Source organism: Phocaeicola sp. (assembly GCF_048170425.1).
Classification (GTDB): domain Bacteria; phylum Bacteroidota; class Bacteroidia; order Bacteroidales; family Bacteroidaceae; genus Phocaeicola.
In genome coordinates, this window is the sequence record NZ_DBEXBB010000269.1 from 1 (window position 1) to 2,785 (window position 2,785).

Below are 2,785 nucleotides of genomic sequence, written 5' to 3' on the forward strand. Positions count from 1 at the left end.
TCTTACATTCGCGTCCCGTTTGTGATAAATGTATTAGACTAACTTAATTAAATTAAAAGAGAGATTTTATGAAACAAAGAATGACGTTGTTCATGGCCATTCTTCTGATAGGGATTGGTCTGTCAAACGCCCAAGTTTCTCAAGTGACCGGTAATGTGATGTCGGAAGAAGACGGATTGCCGGTAGTGGGCGCATCGGTGTTGGTAAAAGGTACTACTGTAGGGACAGTGACCGACATTGATGGAAACTTTACAATTTCTGGTGTGCCGGCTTCGGCAAAAACTTTAGTGGTTTCCTTTATTGGTTTGCAGAGTCAGGAAGTTGCTGTGAAACCGGTGGTGAACGTAGTGTTGAAATCGGATGCGCAGGCTTTGGAAGAAGTGGTGGTTGTGGCGTATGGTACGCAGAGCGCACGTACGGTGACAGCTTCAGTAGCTTCAATCCGCAATGATGCTTTAAAGGACGTGCCTAATACAAGTCTGGACCAGATGATGCAGGGACGTGCCTCTGGTTTGAATGTAACGACTCCTTCAGGAGGAGTAGGTCAGGCTCCTGTGGTACATATCCGTGGTGTAAACTCGATTACTTCGGGTACTTCTCCTTTGTACGTAGTGGATGGAATGCCGATTCAGTCGGGTGATTTGGGTGGAGGATTGGGTAATGCCAATGCGCTGGCAGACATTAATCCGGCCGATATTCTTTCTATTGACGTGTTGAAGGATGCGGCAGCAGCAGCTTTGTATGGTTCACGTGCGGCAAACGGGGTCGTGCTGATTACTACCAAGCAGGGAAGCAGCGGAAAAGCAAAAGTAACGTATGATGCTTCTGTCGGTTTCTCTAACCGGACGAAGTTTATTGATATGATGAATGCACAGGAGTATGTAGACTTCAAGAACATGGCGGTTCGTAATGCATACGGAACAGATGTTGCAGCAGAACTGGCTGCTATGGATAAGACATTCATCGCTAATCCTGCTTATGGTGATAAGGCGTTTAACTTGATGCCGGGAGTAGACTCTAATTGGGCAGACGCTATTTTTCAGAATGGGTTTACACAAGACCAGACCGTAGCAGTAAGTGGTGGAACGGAAAAAGTGAAATATTATATGTCGGCTAATTACAATACGCAGAAAGGTATTGTAGTGGGCGATAACTATAAACGTCTGGGTGGTAAGGCTAACATTGTGGCTAACGTGACAGACTGGCTGAAGATTGGTATGAACTCAAGCGTGAACGTAAGTTCTACGGCGCAGGTGGATGCGGCACGTAACGGTTCAAACTTTGCAGTAGGTGGTTTCCCGCGTATGGCGTTGGCTAACTCTCCGAATATGCCTATCTATGATGAAAATGGCAAAGGTTTTTATGATCATTCGTTAGGTGTGTTGGGTTATGGACCTAATGCGGTAATGAATACATTCTCGAATCCGGTGGCATTGGTGGAGTTGGGTAATAAGACCAACGTGGATGTAAACCGTATTTTGAGCAGCTTCTTTGCAGAAGTTACTCCTGTGAAAGGTCTTACATTGAAAACCCAGTATAATATTGACGATGCACGTATCGAAAACTCTCGCTTCTGGTCACCTAATCATGGAGATGGAGTAAATAAAGGTGGATATGCGTTCAATGCGGCAGTGCATAGCAGTATCTGGACCTGGACGAATACGGCTACGTATGATTTTACGGCTAATCGTCATCATTTCAATTTCCTGGTGGGTATGGAAGCTACTGAAAACAGCTACAATGAATGGGATGCTTCTCGTACAGAATTGCAGGATGATAAGTTTACGAACTTCCAGGGAACTTTTGCCAATGCCACAGCTTCTGGTAGTATTTCCAAGAGCTCTATGGTTTCGTATTTTGGACGTATCAACTATGACTTTGCATCGAAATACATGTTCTCTATCAATTTCCGTCGTGATGGCCTTTCTGCATTGAGCAAGGACAATCGCTGGGGTAACTTTGGAGGTGTTTCAGCGGCATGGCGTGTGTCGGAAGAAGCTTTCTTTGAACCGCTCAAGCATGTGATTGAAGACTTTAAGATCAAGGGTAGCTATGGTGTAGTAGGTAATACAAATATTGATGATTACGCTTCACGTTCGTATTATTCTCCTTACTATTATGGTTCTCAGGGAAGTTATCGTTTGAGTAAGATTGCTGACCCGAATTTGAAATGGGAATCTTCAGAAAAGTATGACGTAGGTTTCAGTGCACGTGTGCTTGATCGTATCGATATTGATTTTGATTATTTCTATACGAAATCTTCAGACTTGATTCTGGATGTGCCACAGGCTCCTTCGAAAGGTCTTCCTGGAAATATCCTGACAACCAACGCCGGAAAGATGACGAACTCAGGTATAGAGTTGACGATTTCTGCGGATATTTTGCGTGACGGTGCATTCAAATGGAATACAAGTTTTAATATTACGACTACTCGTAATAAGGTTGTGTCTCTGGCTAACGGTCTGGATAATATTATCAAAGGTGATGCCAGTGGATTGGAAATTACAAATATCACAGTACCTGGCAAGTCTATCGGTCAGTTGTATCTGACACCGACAGGTGGAGTAGATCCGGAAACCGGGTTCCGTGTGTTCTATGGAGAGAATGGAGAACGTGTGCTGTATAATCATGCCTCGAAAGCAAAATGGATGCTTGAGGATGGTACGCCTTATGAGGGTAGCTTGAAACCGGTGATTTGCGGAAATACACTGCCAACATGGTATGGTGGATGGAGTAATAACTTCTCTTACAAGAATTTTGACTTGTCTTTGTTCTTCCAGTTCTC

1 protein-coding gene is annotated in these 2,785 nt (G+C 44.1%); it reads left to right on the forward strand.

Annotation, left to right across the window (positions count from 1 at the left end):
* Positions 1-68: 68 nt before the first annotated feature.
* The coding region (locus ACMJ0U_RS10655; RefSeq protein WP_417129896.1) for a SusC/RagA family TonB-linked outer membrane protein at positions 69-2,785 on the forward strand (2,717 nt) is incomplete at its 3' end.